The organism is Bradyrhizobium sp. sBnM-33, assembly GCF_032917945.1.
Lineage (GTDB): Bacteria > Pseudomonadota > Alphaproteobacteria > Rhizobiales > Xanthobacteraceae > Bradyrhizobium.
Genome location: NZ_CP136624.1, coordinates 8,884,632 through 8,907,577, shown reverse-complemented (window position 1 = coordinate 8,907,577; position 22,946 = coordinate 8,884,632). Strand labels below are relative to the sequence as shown.

Here is a 22,946-nt window from a genome sequence, read left to right as displayed (position 1 = left end):
CGTTCTTAATTCGAGGTAGTCATTTATTGCCAGATCGGCGCTGAATTCAGCAAGTTAATTGCGCGAGAAAGCGTTAACGAAGCCAATCGAACCTTTTTGCATAATGGACCGACAGCCATTCCAAGTTCTCAATTGTGCTGCAGGTCATATTGACTATGTGTGTCCTGTGCGCAAATGAAGCGCCAAATCGCAGATGATTTCGCTGATTTTTGGCACTTCGAGGCCCGAAGACCGAAACGTTCTACATCGAGACGTCAGGAAAAACGAAAACACATGAGTGCGTTCTATAGAGAGAAAGTCCTTTCTGTCCGCCACTGGACCGATACGCTTTTCAGCTTCCGGGCCACCCGCGATTCCGGTTTCCGCTTCCAGAACGGCCAGTTCGCGATGATTGGCCTCGAAGTCGAGGGCCGGCCGCTGCTGCGTGCCTACAGCATGGCGAGCGCCAATCACGAGGAAGAGCTCGAGTTCTTCTCCATCAAGGTCGCAGACGGACCGCTGACCTCGAAGCTGCAGAAGATCCGCGAAGGCGACGAGATTCTGGTCGGCCGCAAGGCGACCGGCACGCTGATCACCGACAATCTGATTCCGGGCAAGCGCCTCTTGCTGCTGTCGACCGGCACGGGCCTCGCGCCGTTCGCCAGCCTGATCAAGGATCCCGACGTCTATGAGCGGTTCGAGACCATCGTGCTCGTCCACGGCTGTCGTCAGGTTTCCGAACTTGCTTATGGTGAAGAGCTGGTCGCCAAGCTGCGCGATGACGAGCTGTTCGGGCCGCTGCTGTCGGAGAAGCTCCTGTACTATCCGACCGTGACCCGCGAGCCGTTCCGCAATCGTGGCCGCATCACCGACCTGATCTCATCCGAGCAGTTGTTCAACGATATCCACCAGCCGCCGCTCAATATCGAGACCGATCGCATCATGATGTGCGGCAGCCCGGCGATGCTGGAAGAGCTGAAGCAGATGTTCGAATCCGGCGGCTTCGTCGAAGGCAGTCACAACACGCCCGGCCATTTCGTGATCGAAAAAGCTTTCGTCGAGCGGTGATCTTTCTTGTCCCGGACGCGGTGCAGCGCCTCTTCGGCGGTGCACCGCAGAGCCGGGACCTGCCATCTTGGATGGACCCCGGATTAGCAGCGCACCACGCCGCAAGTGCGGCGCGTTGCGCAGCATCCGGGGAATGTCACCTCCAATGTTGTTGGCTCCTCGCCCGCCCCCACTGCTATAACCATCCCCGAACGTCGCGCGGCTCGTTGCCGACGCAACGACTGAGGGAGCGCGCGTGGCTGTACGCGACGAGATTGGTCCCGAAAAAACCGCCTTCGTATTTGCAGGCGGTGGCAGCTTCGGCGCGATCCAGGTCGGCATGCTACATTCGCTTGCCGCGCACGGCGTGACCGCCGACATGGTGGTCGGCTGCAGCGTTGGCGCGCTGAACGGCGCATTCTACGCCGGCGATCCCACGCTAGATGGCGTGCAGCGGCTCGCCGCCATCTGGCGCGGGCTGCAGCGGCACGACGTCTTTCCGATGAGTTGGCGGACGGTGCTGAGCTTTATATGGCGCCGCGATTTTCTGATCCCGCATGATGGCATCCGCCAGCTGATCGACGGTCATATCGCCTATCGCAATCTCGAAGAGGCGAAGCTGCCGGTGCATATCGTCGCGACCGATATCATCACGGGCGACAGCGTGGTGCTGTCGGAAGGCTCCACGGCGGAAGCAATCGTCGCCTCCACCGCGATCCCGGGCGCGTTCTCGCCGATCAGATACAAGGACCACTATCTCGCCGATGGCGCGATCTCCAGCAACACGCCGATCCGGGTTGCGGTGAAGAAGGGCGCAAGGCGCCTGATCATTCTGCCGACCGGGCATGCCTGTGCGAACCAGGCGCCGCCGGTCGGCGCAGTCGCCAACGCGCTGCATGCGCTGACGCTCCTGATCGCGCGGCAACTGGTCAGCGAACTCGAAGTGCTGGCGCCGGATATCGAGTATTTCGTGGTGCCGCCGCTATGCCCGCTGGTGGGCTCGCCCTATGATTTCTCGCGAACCGCCGATCATATCGATCGCGCCATTCTCTCCACCGACGCCTGGCTGAACCAGCACGGCCTGCAGCAAGGCAGGATTCCCCACGAGATGCGGCTGCACGGCCACTGAGGAGGCGCCAGCGCGCCGTTACGCTGCGCTGCAAAAGCGGTCGACCGAGCCCGCCAGTATTTTTCGCCGCCCGTTGTCACATCCGCGATTGCCGGCCCGTATACCGTATGGGCTTGCCACATGGGTTGGACTAAGCTGCCGGCCGGCAAGAATAATTTGGGCTGAGGGGGTTCCATGGAAACGCTGCTGCTTCCGTTCTCGCCACGCTACATCGTGCTGACGATCTGTGCCGTCGTAACCGCCCTGCTGATCGGCATCGGGATTTTCGACCAGAACCTCAAGGTGTGGGAGTTGCTGCTGCTGCCGATCGTGATTTTCGGCGCACTCACAGTGCTCGGCATTCGCGATCTCCTGCAAAAGAACCACGCGGTTTTGCGCAACTATCCGATCTCGGCGCATATCCGCTTCCTGCTCGAGGAAATTCGGCCGGAGATACGGCAGTACTTCTTCGAGAGCGAGAAGGACGGCAAGCCGTTTTCCCGCGACACCCGCGCCCTGGTGTATCAGCGTGCCAAGATGGAGCTCGACAAGCGGCCGTTCGGCACCCAGGAGGACGTCTATCGCGACGGTTATGAATGGATGCACCATTCAATGTTGCCGAAGGCTCGTGCGGTCGAGCAGTTTCGCGTCACCATTGGTGGTCCGGATTGCACCAAGCCGTACTCGGCCTCGGTCTTCAACATCTCGGCGATGAGTTTTGGGGCGCTCAGCCCCAACGCGGTGCGGGCCCTGAATGCGGGTGCAAAGAAGGGCAGCTTTGCGCATGACACCGGCGAGGGCGGCGTCAGTCCTTACCACCGCGAATACGGCGGTGACATCATCTGGGAAATCGGCTCGGGCTATTTCGGCTGCCGCAACCGCGACGGCTCGTTCAACCCGGAGGAATTTGCCCGCGTCGCCAGCGACGATCAGATCAAGATGGTCGAACTCAAGGTCAGCCAGGGCGCCAAGCCCGGACATGGCGGGGTCCTTCCGGCGGCCAAGGTCTCTGAAGAGATCTCCAAAATTCGCGGTATCCCCATGGGCGAGGATTGCATTTCGCCGGCCACGCACCGCGCGTTCTCGACGCCGCTGGAAATGATGGTTTTCATCGGCGAGATGCGGCGACTATCCGGCGGCAAGCCGGCCGGGTTCAAGCTGTGCGTTGGTCATCCCTGGGAATTCCTGGCGATCTGCAAGGCGATGCTGCAGACCGGGATATATCCTGATTTCATCGTGGTCGACGGCAATGAAGGCGGCACTGGTGCCGCGCCGCTAGAATTCATGGACCATCTGGGCATGCCGATGCGGGAAGGCGTCAATTTCGTCCATAATGCACTGATCGGCATCAATGCGCGCGACCGCATCAAGATCGGCGCCGCCGGCAAGATCGCGACCGCATTCGACATGGCGCGTGCGATAGCGATCGGCGCCGACTGGTGCAATTCTGCGCGCGGGTTCATGTTCGCTCTCGGCTGCATCCAGTCGCTGAGTTGCCATACCGATAGATGCCCGACGGGCGTGAGCACCCAGGATCCGCTCCGCGCCCGCGCGCTGGTGGTGCCGCACAAGATCGAGCGAGTCTACAATTATCATCACGCCACCCTGCACGCCCTGTCCGAGCTTATCGCCGCGGCCGGGCTCGACCATCCGCGGCAATTGCGGCCGATCCACTTCTCGCAGCGATCCTCTACGAACGACACATTGTCATTCGCGCAACTCTACCCGTCGCTGCGTCCGGGCGAGTTGATTGAAGGCACTAACGATCCGCGCTTCCGCGACGCCTGGGCGATGGCGCGCGCGGAATCGTTCCAGCCGGTGGGATGAGCGGCGCGAACTCGGCCTGCGTAGCCCGGATGGAGCGAAGCGAAATCCGGGAATATCTCGCCTGCGGACAGGCTTACCCGGATTGCGCGGAGCCTGTCATCGGGCGCGCATTCGCGCGACCCGTTGGCTCCATCCGGGCTACGTCCCACTTTCGCAACGCTTTCGCAGGGACGACAGAGAATAGTTAAAACTCGCCGTGGAAGCGGCCCGAGAATATGTGGACCGGGCCGCGGTCGGCATTGTAGGCGGGATTGGTGATCAACTGGTAATCGGCGGTGAGCGTGAAGTTCTTGTCGATGGCATAGGCGTAGTAGGTCTCGAGGATTCGTTCGTTGCTGTAGTTGAGACGGCCATCGCCGATCAGCAGGCCGAGACCGCCGGCCGCAAGGAAATCGCGGTGTGCCCCGGAGAGCCCATTGATCGCGCCGCCCAGACCGAATGTATCGCTCGGCCGTCCCCAATAGCTGCCCTTGACCGACAAGCCTGCCGAGACGCTGCGGTCGATGTCGGTAAAGGACAGGATTTCGTTTCGTCCATCGTTCCAACTCGCGCGCGCGAACAGGCCGACATCCTTCATGAGCTGTTGCTCGGCGTTGACGTAGAATCCGTATTTGAAATTTTGGCGTCGGATGTCTGTCATGACGTTGTTGATATCGAGCGCCAGGTCTGCGGCGCTGATCGCCAGCGCGTTGCGATAGCTGCCGGTATTGCCGCGATTGGCGAAGATGCCGAGCCGCAATTTGCCGGGCTGGTCGAACACTGTGTGACGTTCTTCGAATTCGACAACAGCTCCGCCGGTCTTGAAGGTGAGGACATCGCTGTTCGGAGCAGAGGGCACTTGAAACAGGCCCGCGCGGACGGCCCAATCCTTGCGGTTGAGTTCGACGACGGCGCCGCGGGTAAATCCGGGAAGGTCGGCCGGAAAGTCGTAGGCCGCCGACGCCCACATCGACCAGTTCATGAAATCGACGCGCGGATCTTTTGCGTAGGAATTGCCGTCAAAGAAATCTCCGACGGCAAATCGCCCGACCGTCACCGTGACCCGGTCGATGTCGCGCTTGCCCGGCAACTGATTGGCCGCATCGGCCACTTCTTCCTGTTCGCCGCCCAGCCCGAACGTCTGCCGGAAGAAATAGCGCTGTGCACGGAATCTCGGATACTCGGCACCGCCTTTTTGCGCTTCGCCGTTTGAAAAACCTCCCAAGCCTAATGTGCCGCCGATTCCGAAGCCCTGCGCAAGCTCCGGACCAAAATAGAGCTCTCCGCCGTCCCACAACCGCCACCCGAGAAAGGCTCCGACCGTCCAGGTCTCCCTGACGCGTCCGGCGCCGGGCAGGCTGTTCGTGCCTTGATACGGCGAGCGAAAGCTCGGATAGCCCTGCGATATGAAGGTCGTCTGGACGTGGACGTTCCAGTCCTTGGACGCGGGAGGGGTAGGTGGCTTGATGGCGTAATCGCCTGACGTCGCCGAAGGCGGCCCGTCCCAGATCTTGTAGTTCAATCCGAGCTTGACGGTGTGGATCTTCGGGTCGATTGCGACGTCCGGCAGCGGTACATCCGCAAGCCCAAACGTTCGGGCACCCAGATCGATGTAGCCGTATTCGAGTTTTGCGCTCCATTTGGCGTCGGCGGCATATTCGACGCCAGCGCCTGCGGTCCAGCCGAGAGGTGTATGCCCGCGCTCGGATAACTGGCTGCCGTCGACATCATTGATGTCGACGCGGGTCCGGGCCCAGGCGACGCCACCGGTCACATAGGGCAGCAGCGCCCTGAATGCGTATCCGACGCGCCCCCTTGCCGTGGCAATGTAATCGAAGGTGGTGTTGAAAGGGGCCGGCACGAGCCTTGGACGATCAAGCGTGCTCAGAAACGAAACATCGGCCTCGGCACCCAATACCAGGTTGTTCGGGAGCTGAAAATTGTAGCCGGCCTGATAGCCGCCGATCAGGCCCGTGATGCTGTGGGGAAAAAACACGCCTTGGAGGGGCAGGGGATTGGTATCAGGGCCAAAGCTGCCGCCGCCGTAACCGACATGGCCGCCGAGATAGAAGCCGGTCCAGCTATGAACGACTCTAACAGCCGGTGCCTTCAGGGACATGTCGGCAGCGTTGGCAGCGCCATTCCATGCGAAGAGGGTTAATCCCAGGACCGCAAACACATGGTCTCGGGATAGCCTGCGGTGGGTCATCGTACGGTGCTCTCTGCGCGAACATTCCGGCAGTTTCTCTTATCCCTGCAAATTTTGCCGGCGGGCTGCCACCAGAGAATCGCACGGAATCATTGTATGTGGATCAATGCCTGGTTCCAGGCCGACGGCCGGATCAAGCAAGGCGCAGTCCACTTGCGAGCTTTCTTAGGAACAATTCGCAATTGCAAGAAGGATTGAGCCGTTTCGTCTAAATGACATCGTCACGTGACGTGCGCGCAACATTCCGGGTCCGCTCAGGGCGATGGCTCGCAAAAAGGTGACCCGCCCGGGGGGACAACCGGGCGGGTCGGGTGCAGCACGGGGGTGGATGAGGCGCCCGTGCCGGACGCTGATGCACGACAGAAGCCTTTTTCGAGCGAAGTGGCCTTCCGGTTCGCGTGAAGAAAACGCGTTAAACAAGAGAAGCGTTTTCAGGGTCTGAAGTGGTTTGCTCGCAAGAAATCGCTTCTCAAACAGCAACCAAGTCAGCCGCAGAAATCAGTAAGCGCAGGTCCGGACGCGGCCGATGTAATTGCCGAAAGCGTCGAACTGGCGAACCCAGCCGCAGCGGCGATAGCCGTCATAGTAGTAGTGCGGGCCAGAAGCTGCGATCGCGGTGCCGACGATGGCTGCGCCAACGAGGCCGGCTCCGACGCCCCAGTGCAGCGGCTTGGCCTGAGCCTGTGTGGAAGCCATGCCGCCGGTAACGGCAAGGGTAGCGAGAGCGAGAGCGGCGAACTTGGTCTTGATCGACATGGAAGTCTCCATCCTTGTGTTAAGCGGCCATTGTGGTCCGCATGCCAGTTGGACGGGGCGCGTTGAAAAGCGGTTCGAGGCGGCGGCCGGAAATATGGTTTCGTCGTTTATTTCTTAGATGTTTCAGCGAGTTACGAGAATAAATCGAGATTCTATGCTTTACGAAGAAACAATTCCGGATCGAATGTGTCGACGTCATCGAGTAATTCGCAGAACGCCTGCGCGCCGTGATCGAGCAGTTGTTCGCCCTTCTCCGCAGTGGCTTTGGTGGCGTCGCCCACTGCGCCGCTTTCGTTAAGGTCCTGCGCCTGCCAGGCGAACGGGACCGGCCGATGCGCCGAGAGCCAACGAAATCTTTTCTCCATCGCTATGCTGGCGGGGCGAAAATCGGCGATCGCCTCTCTCCGCACAGTGTGCGGATAGCGCGCCAGCATGATGGAGGTCTCGACCGCGCCGCCATGAATGCCGTGACGGAGCTCTTCCGCGGAAAACAATCCATCCGGCGCGCCGAAGCGCGACCAACTGGTGGTCACCACGAGCAGCCCGTGATGCGCGCGCAGATCCTGCGCGACCAGCGACATCGCCGCGCTGTTGCCGCCATGGCTCGTCACAACCACGAGCTTGCGGATTCCGCATCGCGCGACGCGCTCGCCGATCGCCATCCACTCCTTCAGCGCGACATCGGTCGGCAGTGTCAGCGTGCCCGGAAAATCGATGTGCTCGGTGGAAATGCCGACCGGCTGCAGCGGCAGAAAGGTGACGGGCAGCGCGACGGGCAACAGCTCGCGCACCCGCGCCAGATAGGCCTCGCCGATCAGGACGTCGGTTTCCAGCGGCAGATGCGGGCCGTGCTGTTCGGTGGCTGCCAATGGCAGCACCGCGATCCAGCGCGCGGCGTCGGCTGCGGCAATGTCGGGCCAGTGGATGTCGGTCCAGTCGCGGGGCGGAACGGTTGAGGCCATCGAGCGAAGCGTTTCTTTGGATGAATTTGCAGGGTAGTTTGTTAGATAGTCCGGGGATGGTACCGATCCCCGGATAATCCTCTTGGGGCATTGTCCTCGGCCTCTCATCATGGGCCAGAACGATCGACGGAGTCCAACCATGAACCCGGCCTTTTTGCTGCGAGCGTTAACCGCAGGTCTTCTGGCGCTGGCCGCAGGACCGATGCCAGCGCGCGCCGAAACCCTCGACAAGGTATCGTTCGGAACCAACTGGGTCGCGGAGGCCGAGCATGGCGGCTTCTTCCAGGCGGTCGCTGACGGCACCTACAAGAAATACGGCCTTGATGTTACCATCGTTCCCGGCGGGCCCAACACCAATAACCGCATTCTGCTGACCGCCGGCAAACTCGACTTCTTCATGAGCGCGAACACGCTGCAATCGTTCGACGCCGTCGCCAATAATGTGCCGCTGATTGCGGTCGCCGCGATCTTCCAGAAGGATCCGCAGGTATTCCTCACCCATCCGGAAACCAAGATTGCAAAACTCGAAGATCTCAAGCCGCTGACGCTGCTGGTCTCCAAGGAAGGCGTGGCCAGCTACTTCCAGTGGCTGAAGTCGGAATACGGCTTCAGCGAGAGCAAAGTAAAACCCTACACCTTCAATCCGCAGCCTTTCATCGTGAACAAGCAGAGCGCGATGCAGGGTTACGTTACCTCCGAGCCCTACGCCGTCGAGAAGGCGGCCGGCTTCAAGCCCGGGGTGATCCTGCTCGCCGATCACGGCTTTAACGCCTATTCGACGCTGATCGAGACCCGCCGCGAGATCGTCGACAAGAAGCCGGACCTGGTGCAGCGCTTCGTCGATGCCTCCGTGATCGGCTGGTACAATTATCTCTACGGCGACAATTCCGCCGGCAACGCGATGATCAAGAAGATCAACCCCGAAATGACCGACGAGCTGCTCAGCTATTCCGTCGCCAAGATGAAGGAATACGGCATCGTCGATTCCGGCGATACCTTGCGCGACGGCATCGGCGCCATGACCGACGCGCGCATGGCGAGCTTCTTCGACAAGATGGTGCGGGCCGGCGTGGTTCGCCGCGATATCGACTACCGTCAGGCCTACACGCTTCGCTTCGTCAACAAAGGCGTCGGTGTCGATCTGCGACCGAAGAACTGACGAGATGGCCGAGCCCGCTTTGTCGGAGACGGATAGCGATGCGGCGGGTCTTGCGGTGCGCCTGCGCGCGGTAACCAAGACTTATGACAACGGCGTGACCGCGCTCGGGCCGCTTGACCTCGATGTCGCAAAAGGCGACTTCGTCTCGCTGCTCGGGCCTTCCGGCTGCGGAAAATCCACCGCGCTGCGGCTGATCGCGGGGCTCGGCGCGCCGAGTGCAGGTACGGTGAACGTTTCCCATCGCGCCAGCAAGGCGGATGGGCGGCATCCCATTGGTTTTGTGTTTCAGGAGCCCACGCTGATGCCGTGGGCGAGCGTGCGCGATAACGTTCGCCTGCCGCTGAAGCTTGCGCACGCACCGGGGGCCGAAGCCGACCGGCGCATCGAGGAGGCGCTGGCGCAGGTCGGCCTTGCCGAATTTGCTGGTGCATACCCCCGCGAATTGTCGGGCGGCATGAAGATGCGGGTCTCGCTGGCGCGCGCGCTAGTCACCGATCCGGACATTCTGCTGCTGGACGAGCCGTTCGCGGCGCTCGACGAAATCACGCGCTTTCGGCTCAACAACGACCTGCTGGCGCTGTGGCGCAAGCTGCACAAGACCGTCATTTTCGTCACCCACTCGGTGTTCGAGTCGGTCTATCTGTCGCAGCGGGTGATCGTGATGACGGCGCGCCCGGGGCGCATCAGCGCCGAATTTCGCATCGCGACGCCGGAGCCGCGTGGGGAGGAGTTTCGCACTTCGGTCGACTATGCCGGCTATTGCCGCGAGGTCTCGAATGCGCTGGCGCCTTCCTATTCCGGGCAGCGTAGCGCATGAGTTCCCTGCAGAACATCGGCCGCATGCTGCTTCCTGTAGTCGTGCTCGCGGCGGGCCTGGCATTTTGGGAGTTCGTGGTCCGCGTCAACGATATCCAGCCCTATGTGCTGCCGAGCCCGACAACGGTATTTCAGACGCTTGTCAGCGACTGGCCGGTGCTGTCGGAATCGCTCGGCGTCACCTTGCTCACCACGCTGGAGGGTTTCATCGCCGCAGCCGTCGGCGGCGTCGCGCTGGCGCTAGTGTTCAACCAATCGAAATGGCTGGAATATTCGCTGTTTCCCTATGCGGTGATCCTGCAGGTCACGCCGGTGATCGCAATTGCGCCGTTATTGCTGATCTATCTGCCGCAGCAGACCGCGGTCATTGTCTGCGCCTGGATCGTCGGTTTCTTTCCGGTTCTGTCCAACACCACGCTCGGGCTGAATTCGGTTGACCGCAATCTGGCCGGGCTTTTTCAGCTCTATGGCGCGTCACGGCTTCAGACGTTGCGGTACCTGAAATTGCCGGCGGCGCTGCCGTTCATCCTCGGTGGCCTGCGGATCGCGGGCGGCCTGTCGTTGATCGGCGCCGTGGTCGCCGAAATCGCCGCGGGCACGGCGGGCGCCGGCTCCGGCCTTGCCTTCCGGATCGCCGAGTCCGGTTATCGCCTCAACATTCCCCGAATGTTTGCGGCGTTGTTGTTGCTGTCGGTGGCCGGGATTGTCATCTATGGGCTGCTGGCGCTAACTTCGCATCTGGTACTACGGCGCTGGCATGAAAGCGCGCTTGGAAAGGAAAATTGATGGCTGCCGCGAATATTTCGTCCGAGAAGATCGATCTCCTGATCTACGGACCTGTCAGGCCGATCCTGGAAAACGGCTTTCCGGATCAGTTCGTCCTGCATATGGCGGAGAGCCGTGCCGACCTCGAGCGGTTGACGCCCGATACGGCAGCAAAGATCCGCGGCATGGCGGTCACCTATCACATGGTGCCGGCGGACGCGAAGGCGCTGGCGCAATTTCCGAAGCTCGAAATCGTCGCGAGCTTCGGTGTCGGCTACGACCATGTCGATTCGGCGTATGCGCGCGAGCACAACATTGTTGTCACCAACACGCCTGATGTGCTGACGGAGGAAGTCGCCGACGTCGCGATGGGGCTTCTGATCGCGACCTTGCGCGAATTCGTCAAGGCCGACCGCTATCTGCGCTCCGGCCTGTGGCAGACGCAGAACTATCCGTTGAGCGCCGGCTCGCTGCGCGACCGCAAGGTCGGCATCGTCGGGATGGGCCGCATCGGACAGGCGATCGGCCGCCGGCTCGAGGCCTCGCGCGTGCCGGTTTGCTATCATTCGCGCAATCCGTCGTCGGCCGTGTCCTACCAGCATTATCCCGACCTGATGGAGATGGCGAAGGCGGTCGATACGCTGATCGTCATCGTGCCCGGCGGCGCCTCGACCGCCAAGATGATCAATGCCGACGTGTTGCAGGCGCTTGGTCCGCGCGGCGTTTTGATCAACGTCGCGCGCGGCTCCGTGGTCGACGAGCCGGCACTGGTCGCGGCGCTGAAATCCGGCACCATCCTCGCCGCCGGGCTCGATGTGTTTGCCAACGAGCCGAACGTGCCGGAGGAGTTGAAGGCCATGCAAAATGTCGTGCTGTTGCCACATATCGGCTCAGCTTCGGTGGTAACGCGGAACGCCATGGATCAGCTCGTCGTCGACAATCTGAAAAACTGGTTTGCCGGCAAGGCGCCCTTGACGCCTGTTCCGGAAACCCCGGTGAAGGGACGCTGATGTTGCTTGGGCGTTCAGGCATTACGGCAGCAGCGCTGACGGCGCTGCTCGCGCTTGCGCCGCAGGTCTCGGCGCAGGATGCCTCGACCCTGAAGAAGGAAATGATCGGGCAGTGGGAACTTGCGACCACCGAGCGCAGCAAGACTTGCGTTATCACGATGAAGGGCGATGCGACGCCGCAAGGGCTCAAGCTCGAGCTTGAGCCCGGCTGTGCCAAGGCGTTGCCGTTCACCAAAGAGATCACGGCCTGGAACATCAAGGGGCTGGATATCGTGCGGCTGCAGGATGCGGCGGGCCAGCCGGTGATCGATTTCACCGAAGTCGAGAGCGGCATTTTCGAGGGCCTGCGGACCGGCGAGGGCGTCTACATTCTGCAGAACCTCGCGGCCGCCCGCTCGCTCGCCAAGTCGATGGACCAGATGATCGGCGACTGGTCGATGGTTCGCGGCAATGGGCAGACGGTCTGCGGCCTAACGCTGACCAACACCGAGGCGACCGGCGACAATTTCCAGGTATTCCTGAAGCCGAGATGCGATCCGGCAGTTGTGGCGTTCGCGCCAAACCAGTGGCGGCTGGAGCGTGGACAGATGATCCTGATGTCGGCCAAAGGCGAAAGCTGGCAGTTCGAGGCCGACGACAATGCGCAGTGGCGGCGGGTGCCTGATACTGCCGATCCCCTGATCATGATCCGGGGACAGTAGCTCCCAGGACAGGCACGGCGGCGGGCGGAGTCTAAAATTTTCCGAACACCTGTCGATCCGGCGCCGTCCCGTTCGTCGTCTCCCATAGCGAGACAGTTTTGCGGGCGATTACCGCCGCAGCTCGCCTCCACGGGAGTCTTTCGATGCGCTTCATGTATATCGTTACTTCGCCCCAGCCCGATACAGGCCCGACGCCGGCGCTGATGGAGGCGATGGGCAAGCTCGCCGAGCGGGAGATCAAGGCCGGCCGCATGCTCGATACTGGCGGCCTGATGCCGATTGCCATGGCCGGAGCACAGGTCAGGATAACGGACGGCAAGCTCGGCGTGATCGATGGACCGTTCGTCGAGACCAAGGAGCTGATCGGCGGTTACGCGATCTTCGAACTCCGGGACGTGGAAGAGGCCGTGGCCGCCGCGAGGGAGTTCATGCAACTGCACCTCGAGCACATGCCGGGCTGGGAAGGTACCTGCGAAGTCCGCGTGCTTGCGACGTCTGGCGTTGATGGCGCTTGCGAGGTCGGCATTCGCGCCCACGCATGATGCGCACGTTCGATAGACGCAGTCGGCGGCGATGACGGCCGCCGACGTCAATCGCACCATCCTCGCGGTCTGGCGGATCGAACAGCCGCGCCTGATCACGGGGCTGTCGCGAATGCTGCGCGACGTGCCGCTGGCGGAGGACCTGACGCAGGAAGCCCTGGTCGCGGCGCTGGAGCATTGGCCCGCCAGCGGCGTGCCGGAGAAGCCCGGGGCGTGGCTGATGGCGCTGGCCAAACGCCGTGCGCTGGATCATCTGCGCCGCCGCAGCATGGTGGCGCGCAAGCATGAGATGCTGACGCGCGAGCTCGAGCAGGAGCAACTGGCGATGCCGGACCCGGACGCCGCACTCGACGACAATATCGGTGACGAGCTGCTGCGGCTGATCTTCACCGCCTGCCATCCGAGGCTGTCGCGCGAGGCGCGCGCGGCGCTGGCGCTCCGAATGATCTGCGGTCTGACCACGGAAGAGATCGCGCGCGCTTTCCTGCAGCCGGAGGCGACCATCGCCCAGCGCATCGTGCGCGCCAAGCGGACGCTGTCGGAATCCGGGCTTACTTACGAAACGCCGCGCGGCGAGCAGCTTTCGGAGCGGCTCGCTTCGGTGCTGGAGGTCGTTTATCTCATCTTCAACGAAGGCTATACGGCCGCCCGCGGCGACGAATGGTTGCGGCCGCAGCTCTGCAACGACGCGCTGCGCATGGGGCGGGTGCTGATGCTGGTCGCGCCGCAGGAAGCCGAAGCCCACGGCCTGCTCGCGCTGATGGAGTTGAATGCTTCGCGCATCGCGGCGCGCACCGATGCGGCCGGTGATCCGATTCTCCTGATGGACCAGAACCGCGCGCTGTGGGACCGGCTGCAGATCCGCCGTGGGTTGCTGGCGCTGGCGCGCGCGCACGAACTTGGCGGCGGGCGCGGTTTCTACACGCTGCAGGCTGCGATCGTCGCCTGTCACGCCAGAGCCGCCACACCTGATGAAACGGAGTGGCCGCGCATCGCAGAGCTCTACGCCAAATTGGGCGCGCTGGTGCGCTCGCCGATCATCGAGCTCAACCGCGCCGTGGCGGTCGGTATGGCCGAAGGGCCGGCGGCCGCGCTTGCGATCGTGGACGGATTGGCCGGCGAGCCCGCGCTGAAAACCTACCACCTCTTCCCAAGCGTCCGCGGCGACCTGCTCCGCAAGCTCGGCCGCGCTGCAGAAGCCCGCGCCGCGTTCGAGCTCGCGTCAACGCTTGCGACCAACAAGCGCGAACGCGAGTTGTTGCGGCGGCGGGCCGCCGAGACGAGCCGTGGCGCGCCGGAGCCGTCCTGAGTTCAAATGAACCGGAACTGCGACCGCTCGCGTTTGGCGAGTTTCGGAATCGCCTGCCCGAGAATGATGTTCTTGAAGTGGTCGGTCTGCTGATGCTCGGCAAAGGCCGCTTCGCCTGCGAATACCTCGTAAAAGAAGAATTCTCGTGGCTTTGCGATGTTCTGGTGAATCTGGAACGCCTTGACGCCCGGCTCACGCTGCGCCTGTGGCAGGAAATCTTTCAGAAGCTCCGCGACGCTAGCTTCTTCGCCCGAATTGACTTCCCAGAACGCAGTGACGACCAGGTTCTGGTTTGCGTTGTTGGTGGCAGCCATAACGTTCTCCCGTGAAATATCCAGCACGTGCTCGTTCGAGCGGCGATGCGGATCACAATGGCTGATCTTTCGACAGGAATGCTTCGATGTAGGCCGAATGATGATGTCAATGTCGAAGCCGGAACCAGCCTGGCGATGCGCGCGTTTCCCCGGTGATCACCTGCCTGGAGCATCCGCATGGCCAAAAAGACCGTGCTCGCCATTGGTATCGAGCCTTCCTTCGTCGACTTCAGCGCCTTCCCGGGGCTCACGGCAGAACTGGTGACGAGCCAAATTGGAGCTCAGATCGAGCAGCTTCGCGCGATGGGCTATGAGGTCGATAGCTGCCTGATCGATCTCGGCGATACCGCCGAAGCCGTCGCCGCGGCGGCGCTGGGCGCCAAGCATTATGATTGCGTGGTGATCGGCGCCGGGTTGCGCGAGCCGCGAGAGCGGCTGCACTTGTTCGAGCGGATCATCAATCTGGTTCATCTCGCCGCGCCGCAAACGCGCATCTGCTTCAACACCACGCCGGCCGACACCGCCGAGGCTGTGCAGCGATGGGTCGCGCCTTGAGCGCGCGTGTGTTCAAGTCGTGCGGAAGGCGCCGAGCAGGCTGCCGATGATCTTTTGCCCGCGAGCGCGGAGCCTCTTCGGATTCTCGGCCCCGGGCAGCAACAGCGCCACCTCGCAGATCATCGCATCGACCATCCGGCTCAAGAGCTCGATGTCCTCGAAATCGAGCTCGCCCTGGCGTTTTAGCGCGGCAAGCGTCGCGGTGAGCAGGGGCATCGGATGAGCTTCCTCGATCTCACGGTAGCGCGCATTGCCGAGCACGGCGGGCGCTTCCTGGATTACGATGCGCGCATAGGCCGGTTCGAGGCAGACGTCGAGATAGGCTTCGATGCCCTCGGTCAGGCGGTCCCATACCTTGCGCTGCGTCTTCGCCCGTGCCTCGATCTTCGCGGCGGCCTCGATCTGCAAGGCGACGACAACGGCGTCGAACAGCGCCTTCTTGTCCTCGAAGTGGTGATAAAAGGCGCCCCGCGTCACCCGTGCGGCGCGCGAGATCGCCTCGATCCCTGCCGCCTGATAGCCCTCACTCGCAAAAATGTCCCGGCCGGCCGCCAGCAGCGCCTGCCTCGTGGCCTCCGTGTATTCCTCGCGGCGGGTTCGGTCGCGTCCGGTTTCCTGCATGTCCCGACATACCACTTGACGCTTGTGATCCTATCAACATATAACATACATATGGTATGTGAAAAACTTCAGGTATGTATTCGAGGCTGTTGCGCCTGTTAATGGTTTGAGGAGAGGTCATGAACAGCGATCGAATGTTCGAACTGGCGCAGGCATTGGCGGTCGCAAAGAGCCGCCAGGACGTGCCGGCAGCGTTAAAGGTCCTCCACGACGATATGGTGTTGGAAACCCCGGCCTTTGGCACCAGCGCCTCCGGCCTTGCCGAGAACGAGAAAGTGTTGACCCGGTTCTTCGCTTCGTTTCCCGATTACAATGTCGTCCTGCAGGGCCACGCGGCCAATGACGAGACGCTCGTCTGCTGGGGCCGCGTGCAGATGACCATGACTGGCGACCGTTTCGGCGAGGTGCCGAACGGCAGGCGCGCTGATCTTCCCGTGTTCATCCAGTTTGCATTCAAGGACGACCGGATCGTCCGCGAACGTTTCTTCTTTGACCTCGCCGAGCTCTGCGCCCAATCCGGCGTCTCGACCGACACGGTACGCCGCAAGATCTTTGGCGATGCCGGCGTCCGGCAGCTCGCCGCCGAATGACACTCAATCCAGCGAACCAGGACCCCAGATGATGACACTAGATCCGCGCGTGAAACCCGCAGCCGCGATCAGGACGGCACCCTTGTTCGACATCGTCGTCGATCTCAATCCGAGGCTGAACATCGGCGATGGTCCACTTGGCCGCCGCATCCTGTTCGGAGCGGCCGGTGGAAGCTTCGAAGGTCCCAGGCTGCGCGGTGAGGTGGTCCCCGGCGGCGGCGACTGGGCGCTATTTCGTGCCGACGGCGCGATGACGCTCGACGTCCGCCTGACCCTGCGCACACACGACGGCGCGCTGGTGCACATGACCTATGGCGGCCGCTGGATCACGCCGCCCGAATTGCGGTCAGAAATGGCTGATCCGGCCAAACGATATCAGGTTGATCCGTCGCGCTATTACTTCCGCACCAACCCGCTGTTTGAAACCGGGGCCGAACAATATGCCTGGATGAACGACATCGTCTGCGTCGGCTCGGGATATCTGGTCGAAGGCGGCATCGCCTACAATGTTTCCCAGATCGTCTGACACATGTGCCTTCACGCGGCTGGAAGCGATGCGCGCTGGCGGATGATCGTCCAGATCCATGTCAAAGCGGCGAGCGCCACGGCAGCAAGAGGGGCGCAGGCCTGCGGTTCTCCCATCGTCCGCAGGGTTATGCCGCTCAGGAGGCACCAGAGAACAGGGATTGGGAGCAGCAATGGCAAAAGCCTGCCGCGGGCGAGCAGCAGAACGCCGAGCGTCGCGATCGCCGTCGGATCCGGCGCGATGCCAAAGAACTCGGATGAGGCCCAGCCGCGCTCCTGTAGCGGCGCAAGCAGCGGCTGTACGGCAAGTGCGAAGCCAAGGATGAGATATCCGATCCAATCGGCAGGCCGGGGGCGGTCGAAGGCGAGGGCGTCGCGCAGGAAGGCGAGGAGGAGCAATACGCCTTCAACGAAAAAAGCCGGCGCAACATAGACGGCAGCCCAGTTGATGGCCGCGTAGCGATTCCACAGGAACGACCATCCGACGAAGGTCCAAAGGATCGCCAGAATGAGCGCTATCCAGCGTGCCCGGATTTCCGGCCGCCGCGCGATCAGCAGGACGATGAGGAGGCCGGCGGCAAGCGTCACGATGTGCAAAGGCCAGAGCGCCGCATTGTGCGTTTCGAACATGCGCCAGTAGACGCGCGGCGAAAACAGCAGGAAATCCTCCGCGCGGTAGGTCCACCACTCCGACATCAAAGGGCCTGCACGTGAGCCGAGATGCGCTGCCGCATGGCCGGATCAGGCAGCGGTCCGGCGGCGGCCGAGAGGTTTTCCCGCACGTGGTCGACGCGCGTGGTCGCCGGAATTGCGACGGTGACAGCCGGGTGAGACAGGATGAACTTCAGCATGAGCTGCGCCCAGCTCGATACCCCGAGCTCGGCCGCCCACTCTGGCAGCGGCTTATTTTTGAGACGGTTGGTCAGCGCGCCCTGCCGGAACGGCCGATTCACGATCACCGCAATCCCGCGCTCTGCCGCCAGCGGCAGCAGCCGCGTCTCCGCCTCGCGATCAACGACATTGTAGGAGAACTGCACGAAATCGATCGGCTCGCTTCGCATGATCTGTTCGACAAGATCATGACGGCGGCCTTCGGACGTGGTGATTCCGACATAACGCACCGTACCGGCGGCTTTCATCTGGAGGAGCGTCTGCAGATGCGCCTTCCAGGCGAGCAGATTGTGAACCTGAACGAGGTCGAACTTCGGCACGCCCCAGAAGCGACGCGATTGCTCGATCTGGGCTGGGCCGGCCGTCGCCGAGGAGGTCCAGACCTTCTCGGCCGAGAATAGCGCAGGCGGCCGCCCGAGTTTTTGATGGCCGTAGCCGACCACCGGTTGCGACGAGCCATACATGGGGGAGGAATCGATCATGCGGCCGCCGCTCTCGAAGAAGGCCGCCATGACATTAGCGCATTCGTCCCTGAGCGCCCGATCATTGCCGACATTGAAGGTGATCCAGGTCCCCAGTCCGACAATCGGCATCTCCTCGCGGGTTGAGGGGATGGCACGGCGGGTGGGCGAGCCCTGCTGGGCGCGCAGAGAGACTGGCAGGAGTGTCGCGGCGGCCGTCGCCGCCAAGGAGGCCTGCACGAACGTTCGGCGTGTTGTCCGCATTCGATGCTCCATGTCAGCGGCGGGCAGACTCTTGCGCAAGAAATGCGCGGGAGTAACGGGGCGCCGCCGCCAGCTTCGCAATACGAAATTGCCGATTAAGGCACTGATCCAAATATGCAGTCGCGCGCCTGCGCGCAACACTTATTGAGACGCAGTGCCGATGGCTCAGAACGATCCCGCCACCGAGCCGAGCGCGATGACGGCAGCGAGGGCGACGAGTGCGCCGACGATACCGACCATGACGACGTCGCGATAGCTCTCCCGGTGCGTCGATCCGCAGACGGCGAGCAGCGTGACGACCGCGCCGTTATGCGGCAGGCTGTCGAGCGTACCCGAACTGATCACCGCCACGCGATGCAGCAGCGCGGGATCGAGTCCGATCTCCGCCGCGCGCGCCATGTAGGTCGCTCCGAGCGCGTCGAGCGCTATGGTCAGCCCGCCCGACGCCGAGCCGGTCAGGGCTGCGAGCACGTTGGTGGCAACCGCCAGCGACACCAGCGGTCCGCCGCCGATGCCGAGCACGGCGTCGCGCACCACCGTGAAGGCCGGCATCGCCGCTACCACGGCGCCGAAGCCGACCAGGCTCGCAACGCTCACAGCCGGTAGTACGGCGGCGTTGGCGCCGGCGTCCATGGTTGCGCGCAAGGCCGGCAATCGCCGATGGCTGACGGCGAGGACCGTCACGATCGCACAGGCGAGGGCCGTGATGACAGCCCAAACGCCGCCGACCGCTGCGAGCGACGTTCCGCCCCAGCGAGCTTCGGCGAGAAAGCGGGTGTCCAGCGCCGGCAGGATGAGCAGCGACATCGCGAGATTGACGATAATCACCACAATGAGCGGCAGTGCGGCGAGTGCAACCGACGGCGGAGCGTCGGTCACCGCACCGTGTGCGATCTCCGCCGGATCGAACTCCCGCGCGGTGGTGGCGCGTTCGCGCAGCTTTTCGTCAGTGGCAAGACGGGCTGAAGTCATCGGCGCGCCGTCGCCGAAGCCTTCGCCGCTCTTTCTTGAGTTGGCCTCCTCGTGGTTGAGCCACCACAGGCCGAAGCCGAGCATGATCAACGATGCCAAAAGGCCAAGGCCGGGCGCGGCGAACGGCGTGGTGCCGAAGAACGGCATCGGGATCGCGTTCTGGATCGATGGCGTGCCGGGCAGCGCCGACATGGTGAAGGTGGAGGTGCCGAGCACGATCGCCGCCGGCATCAGCCTCCGCGGGATGCCGGCGCTGCGAAACAGCTCGTGCGCCATCGGTGCGAGCACGAAGAAGGCGACAAACAGACTGACACCGCCATATGTGACGAGCGCTCCGGCGAGCACCACCGCGAGCACAGCCCGCCGCGTGCCCAGCCGCTGCGTCATGAAGGCCGCGATCGCGGCGACTGAGCCGCTGTCTTCCATCAGTTTGCCGAACAGGGCGCCGAGCAGAAACAGCGGAAAGAACTGGGCCAGAAAGCCTGCCGCACTGACCATGAAGGTCTGGGTCCAGTGGGCCAGCATCGGCTCGCGGGAGAACAACGCGGCGACCAGCGCGGCGAGCGGCGCGAGCAGCAACACGCTCCAGCCCCGGAAGGCGAACGCGATCAAAAGACCGAGCCCAATCAGGATGCCGAGAAGGCCCAACAGAGTCATCGCCCTCAGCACTCCGCAAGCAGTGCATCGATATCGGCGGTGGAGCACTGGCCGAGGTCGTCAGCATGCGCCTTAAGGAATGCGTCGGCGCTCTTGCGTCCCTCTTCCTTAAGCAGCGAAACGAACTCCCATTCAGCGTTGAGTTTCGATGATGCGCCGAATTCCGTGAGTGCGTCGGTCATGATCCGGTGCGTGCGCATTCCGGCCCAGCGCGCGCCCTCGCCGTGTCCGGGGTCCGCCACCTGCCGTAGCAGTGCGATCATGCGCAATTCCTTCATTAGCGCCGAGTTGAAGGAGATCTCGTTGAGGCGGTTGAGAATTTCGTTCGCCGTACGCGGCGGTTTTGGTCGTTCGCGCGGATTGATCTGCACTAGGATGGTGTCGTGAGCGTCGCTTTCGCGCACCAGCGGCGTGAGGGTCGGATTGCCGGCATAGCCGCCATCCCAATAGGGTTCGCCGTCGATCTCGATCGCCTGGAACATGGTCGGTAGACAAGCCGAGGCAAGCAGGACGTCGGCCGTGATCTCCGCGTTGCGGAAGATGCGGCCGCGGCCGGTGCGCACACTGGTCGCGGTGACGAACAGCCTGATTGGTGCCCGGGCCAGTCGGTCGAAATCGATGCTTTCGGCGAGGATGGCACGCAGCGGGTTGAGGCCGAGCGGATTTAGATCATAAGGCGAAAGCACACGGGCCATCAGGTCCATGGCGACATAGGCGGGTGACGTGTCGAGCGTCCAGCGGCCCATCAGCCGGTCGAGCGGCGAGCGCTGCAGCGGGCTGAACGCCGCAGCGCGCGACACACCTCGCCAAAAGGCCGCGAGCGCCACCCGCGCGCCATCGGCACCGCCTTGCGTCCACCCGTCGGCCACCAGGGCTGCATTCATTGCGCCCGCCGACGTGCCGGAGATTGCTTCGATCCGCAGCCACGGCTCCTCGATCAGCCGGTCGAGCACGCCCCAGGTGAACGCGCCGTGGGAGCCTCCGCCCTGCAAAGCGAGGTCCACCAGGACAGGTTCGCGCGCTGTTTCGTCCATCATCACCCTCGTTGATCGGAGATGAAACGACACTCAACCCCGGGACGCTGCTATAGCCCCCTCGACCCTTCGTAGGATCGACGCAGCAATGCGAACAGGCTGCCACCCGTTGCCGCGCCCAAGAGGTAGGCGACGGCGGCCAGCAGCGCGAGCGGCACGCGGGCATTGATGCCGAGGAAAGACATGGTGACGACCTCGAAGTTCTGCAGCGCGAAGATAACTGTCGCAGCGACGAACAGAATGATGACGGCGAGGTAGATCCAGCGCATGGCGCCTCCTTTTCGTCGATCAAGAGACTGCGCTACGCGCAGCCCGCTAACCACACCTCAGCGAGCGCGGCGCAGGCCGAAGCCGAGTCCGATCCAACCAGCGCCGGCCATGAGGAGGTCGATGGAGAGGAACAGGCCGAGGATATAGAGACTCGAAACCGGCCAGCGCGCCAGGATCAGTACGCCGAGCAGTAGCGTGATTACGCCTGATAGCGCCACCCAGATCCAGGGCGTTTCCCGTTTCATGCTGAAGGCCAGCACGATTCGCATGATGCCCGAGACCAACAGCGATGCGCCGAGAACGAGGGTCAGTAGCACAGCGGCTAGCAGCGGATTCTGGAACGTGACGAAGCCGGCGATGATGTAGAGCACGCCGAGGAGGGCCCAGAGCAGGAATTTGCCCCAGCTCTTGATCTGGAAGGCGCCAAACACTTCTGCGACGCCGGCGATGATCATCATCACGCCGACCACGAGGACGCTCACGACAGTGGCCATCGCGACGCTGCCAAGCGCGATAAGCCCGGCGAGCAGATAGACGACGCCGAGCGCGACGATCCAGCCCCACTTGGCGCGCAGCGGCGCCGTATCCGAACCGGCCTGAGGGCTTTTTACGGTGTCTGAAGTGCTGGTCATGACGGTCCTCCGATGCGAAAACCTATCCGACGTTATTTGTCGGTCCGTCGATGCGACAGTGCGCGGCGCGGGACATTCGACACGTGAAGACTAGCACAACTGGCCATTGTGATCACCTGATTTCGATATCTTCGGTCGTAGTTTGTGCGAGGTCTTGCCACGCCGCGGTGCTGGTCGTCCCGTTGGGATAAGCGACTATTGAGCGGTAGCGGTAGGCTAGATCAGCCGCATCCCCTTCAGGCTCGAATGCCCGTTCTTGCCTACGATGATGTGGTCGTGCACGGAAATGCCGAGCGGAGTCGCGATCTGGATGATCGCTTTGGTCATGTGGATATCGGCCTGCGACGGCGTCGGATCGCCGGAGGGGTGGTTGTGCACGAGGATCAGCGCGGTCGCCGATAGTTCGAGTGCCCGCTTGATCACCTCGCGCGGATAGACCGGGGTGTGGTCGACGGTGCCGGTCTGCTGCACCTCGTCGGCGATCAGTTGATTACGCTTGTCGAGGAACAACAGGCGGAACTGCTCCTTGTCGGCAAACGCCATGCCGCTCCGGCAATAATCGATCACATCGTTCCAGGAGGAGAGCGCAATCTTGCGCCTGATCTCACCTTTCGCGACCCGGCTCGCAGCCGCGGCGAGCAGCTTGATCTGGTTGATCGAGGCTTCCCCAATGCCATCGACCTCGCGCAGGCGTGCCACCGGCGCGTGAATGACCTCGGCGAACGAGCCGAATTTTTTCAACAGCGCTTTTGCCAATGGCTTGGTGTCGCGCCGGGGCAGGGCCGGAAACAGCGCCATCTCCAGCAGCTCGTAGTCGCTCAGCGCCTCCGGCCCGGCGCCGTAAAACCGCTCGCGCAGCCGCTCGCGATGGCCGTGGTAGTGCGGCTTGTCGCTGTCCGGGCTTTCCGTTGGATCAATCTTGGCGGGCATCGGCACCAAATGTGCCGTGGGAGAGAAATTTTGCAACCACGAAAATCGCAGTGATTGATCC

Annotated in this window: 25 protein-coding genes; 13 read left to right on the top strand and 12 right to left on the bottom strand. The window is 62.7% G+C overall.

Annotated features, from left to right (window positions below):
* The first annotated feature begins 273 nt into the window (after positions 1-273).
* From RX328_RS41930 to RX328_RS41920, 3 genes are all read left to right on the top strand, one after another.
* Complete coding sequence (locus RX328_RS41930; RefSeq protein ID WP_213251236.1) at positions 274-1,047, top strand: ferredoxin--NADP reductase; 774 nt, start codon at positions 274-276, stop codon at positions 1,045-1,047.
* Between the two features lie 235 nt (positions 1,048-1,282).
* Positions 1,283-2,155: a patatin-like phospholipase family protein gene (locus RX328_RS41925; RefSeq protein ID WP_213251235.1), complete on the top strand. Its 873-nt coding sequence runs from the start codon at positions 1,283-1,285 to the stop codon at positions 2,153-2,155.
* Positions 2,156-2,329: 174 nt separating this feature from the next.
* Positions 2,330-3,961: an FMN-binding glutamate synthase family protein gene (locus RX328_RS41920; protein ID WP_213251234.1), complete on the top strand. Its 1,632-nt coding sequence runs from the start codon at positions 2,330-2,332 to the stop codon at positions 3,959-3,961.
* A 184-nt stretch (positions 3,962-4,145) separates the two neighbouring features.
* Here the strand turns inward: RX328_RS41920 and RX328_RS41915 are convergent, their stop codons facing one another.
* The 3 genes from RX328_RS41915 to RX328_RS41905 all read right to left on the bottom strand — a co-directional run bounded on the left by RX328_RS41915 (position 4,146) and on the right by RX328_RS41905 (position 7,867).
* Positions 4,146-6,059 carry a carbohydrate porin gene (locus RX328_RS41915; RefSeq protein WP_249726306.1) on the bottom strand — a complete coding sequence of 638 codons (1,914 nt, stop codon included), beginning with the start codon at positions 6,057-6,059 and terminating at the stop codon, positions 4,146-4,148.
* Between the two features lie 588 nt (positions 6,060-6,647).
* Positions 6,648-6,905, bottom strand: coding sequence for a hypothetical protein (locus tag RX328_RS41910; RefSeq protein WP_028351026.1), 258 nt, complete (start codon positions 6,903-6,905; stop codon positions 6,648-6,650).
* 152 nt (positions 6,906-7,057) lie between these two features.
* Positions 7,058-7,867 carry a creatininase family protein gene (locus tag RX328_RS41905; RefSeq protein ID WP_213251232.1) on the bottom strand — a complete coding sequence of 270 codons (810 nt, stop codon included), beginning with the start codon at positions 7,865-7,867 and terminating at the stop codon, positions 7,058-7,060.
* Positions 7,868-8,006: 139 nt separating this feature from the next.
* Between RX328_RS41905 and RX328_RS41900 the strand changes: the two genes are divergently transcribed.
* The 7 genes from RX328_RS41900 to RX328_RS41870 all read left to right on the top strand — a co-directional run bounded on the left by RX328_RS41900 (position 8,007) and on the right by RX328_RS41870 (position 14,169).
* Positions 8,007-9,026 (top strand): ABC transporter substrate-binding protein, encoded by a 1,020-nt coding sequence (locus RX328_RS41900; protein ID WP_213251231.1) that lies wholly within the window; start codon positions 8,007-8,009, stop codon positions 9,024-9,026.
* Between the two features lie 4 nt (positions 9,027-9,030).
* On the top strand, positions 9,031-9,843 hold the full coding sequence (locus RX328_RS41895; RefSeq protein ID WP_213251230.1) for an ABC transporter ATP-binding protein: 813 nt from the start codon (positions 9,031-9,033) through the stop codon (positions 9,841-9,843).
* On the top strand, positions 9,840-10,628 hold the full coding sequence (locus tag RX328_RS41890; RefSeq protein WP_213251229.1) for an ABC transporter permease: 789 nt from the start codon (positions 9,840-9,842) through the stop codon (positions 10,626-10,628). Before RX328_RS41895 ends, RX328_RS41890 begins: the two co-directional genes overlap by 4 nt.
* Positions 10,628-11,617: a 2-hydroxyacid dehydrogenase gene (locus tag RX328_RS41885; protein WP_213251227.1), complete on the top strand. Its 990-nt coding sequence runs from the start codon at positions 10,628-10,630 to the stop codon at positions 11,615-11,617. Before RX328_RS41890 ends, RX328_RS41885 begins: the two co-directional genes overlap by 1 nt.
* Positions 11,617-12,318 (top strand): AprI/Inh family metalloprotease inhibitor, encoded by a 702-nt coding sequence (locus tag RX328_RS41880; RefSeq protein WP_213251225.1) that lies wholly within the window; start codon positions 11,617-11,619, stop codon positions 12,316-12,318. The genes RX328_RS41885 and RX328_RS41880 overlap by 1 nt, the downstream gene beginning before the upstream one ends.
* 143 nt (positions 12,319-12,461) lie before the next feature.
* Positions 12,462-12,860, top strand: a complete 399-nt coding sequence (locus RX328_RS41875; protein ID WP_213251223.1) for a YciI family protein — start codon at positions 12,462-12,464, stop codon at positions 12,858-12,860.
* Between the two features lie 31 nt (positions 12,861-12,891).
* Positions 12,892-14,169, top strand: a complete 1,278-nt coding sequence (locus RX328_RS41870) for an RNA polymerase sigma factor (protein ID WP_213251221.1) — start codon at positions 12,892-12,894, stop codon at positions 14,167-14,169.
* Between the two features lie 2 nt (positions 14,170-14,171).
* Here the strand turns inward: RX328_RS41870 and RX328_RS41865 are convergent, their stop codons facing one another.
* Entirely contained in the window at positions 14,172-14,483 is a 312-nt protein-coding gene (locus RX328_RS41865; RefSeq protein ID WP_213251219.1) for a putative quinol monooxygenase, read from the bottom strand.
* Between the two features lie 177 nt (positions 14,484-14,660).
* Between RX328_RS41865 and RX328_RS41860 the strand changes: the two genes are divergently transcribed.
* The gene (locus RX328_RS41860; RefSeq protein ID WP_213251217.1) at positions 14,661-15,038 is read left to right on the top strand and encodes a hypothetical protein; all 378 of its coding nucleotides are present in this window, start codon (positions 14,661-14,663) and stop codon (positions 15,036-15,038) included.
* 12 nt (positions 15,039-15,050) lie between these two features.
* Here the strand turns inward: RX328_RS41860 and RX328_RS41855 are convergent, their stop codons facing one another.
* Positions 15,051-15,659 (bottom strand): TetR/AcrR family transcriptional regulator, encoded by a 609-nt coding sequence (locus RX328_RS41855; RefSeq protein ID WP_213251215.1) that lies wholly within the window; start codon positions 15,657-15,659, stop codon positions 15,051-15,053.
* 119 nt (positions 15,660-15,778) lie between these two features.
* Here RX328_RS41855 and RX328_RS41850 point away from each other — a divergent pair, with 119 nt between their 5' ends.
* A complete protein-coding gene (locus RX328_RS41850) occupies positions 15,779-16,249 on the top strand; it encodes an ester cyclase (protein ID WP_213251213.1) in 471 nt (156 codons plus the stop codon).
* 28 nt (positions 16,250-16,277) lie between these two features.
* A complete protein-coding gene (locus RX328_RS41845; RefSeq protein ID WP_249726305.1) occupies positions 16,278-16,775 on the top strand; it encodes a DUF3237 domain-containing protein in 498 nt (165 codons plus the stop codon).
* Between the two features lie 11 nt (positions 16,776-16,786).
* On the opposite strand, the gene RX328_RS41840 is transcribed toward RX328_RS41845, so the two are convergent.
* The 7 genes from RX328_RS41840 to radC form a co-directional block, all read right to left on the bottom strand.
* A complete protein-coding gene (locus tag RX328_RS41840) occupies positions 16,787-17,470 on the bottom strand; it encodes a DUF6064 family protein (RefSeq protein ID WP_213251211.1) in 684 nt (227 codons plus the stop codon).
* Positions 17,470-18,390, bottom strand: a complete 921-nt coding sequence (locus RX328_RS41835; protein ID WP_213251209.1) for an aldo/keto reductase — start codon at positions 18,388-18,390, stop codon at positions 17,470-17,472. Before RX328_RS41835 ends, RX328_RS41840 begins: the two co-directional genes overlap by 1 nt.
* Before the next feature lie 165 nt (positions 18,391-18,555).
* Positions 18,556-20,010 (bottom strand): GntP family permease, encoded by a 1,455-nt coding sequence (locus tag RX328_RS41830; protein ID WP_213251324.1) that lies wholly within the window; start codon positions 20,008-20,010, stop codon positions 18,556-18,558.
* A 14-nt stretch (positions 20,011-20,024) separates the two neighbouring features.
* A complete protein-coding gene (locus RX328_RS41825) occupies positions 20,025-21,053 on the bottom strand; it encodes a patatin-like phospholipase family protein (protein ID WP_213251207.1) in 1,029 nt (342 codons plus the stop codon).
* 50 nt (positions 21,054-21,103) lie between these two features.
* Positions 21,104-21,322: a hypothetical protein gene (locus tag RX328_RS41820; RefSeq protein WP_213251205.1), complete on the bottom strand. Its 219-nt coding sequence runs from the start codon at positions 21,320-21,322 to the stop codon at positions 21,104-21,106.
* 57 nt (positions 21,323-21,379) lie between these two features.
* Positions 21,380-21,955, bottom strand: coding sequence for an HdeD family acid-resistance protein (locus RX328_RS41815; RefSeq protein ID WP_213251203.1), 576 nt, complete (start codon positions 21,953-21,955; stop codon positions 21,380-21,382).
* A gap of 216 nt (positions 21,956-22,171) precedes the next feature.
* Complete coding sequence (gene radC, locus RX328_RS41810; RefSeq protein WP_213251201.1) at positions 22,172-22,885, bottom strand: RadC family protein; 714 nt, start codon at positions 22,883-22,885, stop codon at positions 22,172-22,174.
* Between the last annotated feature and the right edge of the window lie 61 nt (positions 22,886-22,946).